Below are 565 nucleotides of genomic sequence, written 5' to 3'. Positions count from 1 at the left end.
GGAGCCGGCGGTATCGGTGCCGAGACTGAAGGGCACCAGGCCACGCGCGACGGCCACGGCCGAGCCCGAGCTGGAACCGCCGGACACATAGTCGGGATTGAAACTGTTGGGTACGGCCCCGTAGGGCGAACGGGTGCCCACCAGTCCGGTGGCGAACTGGTCCAGGTTGGTTTTGGCCAGAACAATGGCACCCGCCGCTTTGAGTCGGGCCACGGTGGTGGCGTCCCGCTCGGCGGTGTACGAATAGGCGGGACAGGCGGCCGTGGTGGGTAAACCGGCCACGTCGATATTGTCTTTGACCACAAAGGGTATGCCGAACAGGGGCTGTTCGCTGGGGGAGGTCAGGGTGGCGATCTGGGCGTTCAGTTCGGTTTGCGAAACAATATGAATCCAGGCGGGGTCATCGGCCGAGAGTGTATCGCGCAGCTCGCCAAGGGTGGTTTTGGGGTCCAGTTGCGCTTTGCCATAGGCGTGCTGCCATTCGCTCAACGTCCAGCCGGTGGGTAACGTCATCGGGGTTCCTCATCGTTAATCGCCAATCTTGTATGCAAGATGGTATTCAGCA

1 protein-coding gene is annotated in these 565 nt (G+C 61.9%); it reads right to left on the bottom strand.

The features are described from left to right. The coding region (locus B3187_RS11175; RefSeq protein ID WP_286806472.1) for an amidase family protein at positions 1-513 on the bottom strand (513 nt) is incomplete at its 3' end. Positions 514-565: the final 52 nt, after the last annotated feature.

Source organism: Marinimicrobium sp. UBA4209 (assembly GCF_002381585.1).
Lineage (GTDB): Bacteria > Pseudomonadota > Gammaproteobacteria > Pseudomonadales > Cellvibrionaceae > Marinimicrobium > Marinimicrobium koreense.
Note: the sequence above shows the minus strand (reverse complement) of the source record. Positions and strands in the feature narration are given on the sequence as shown.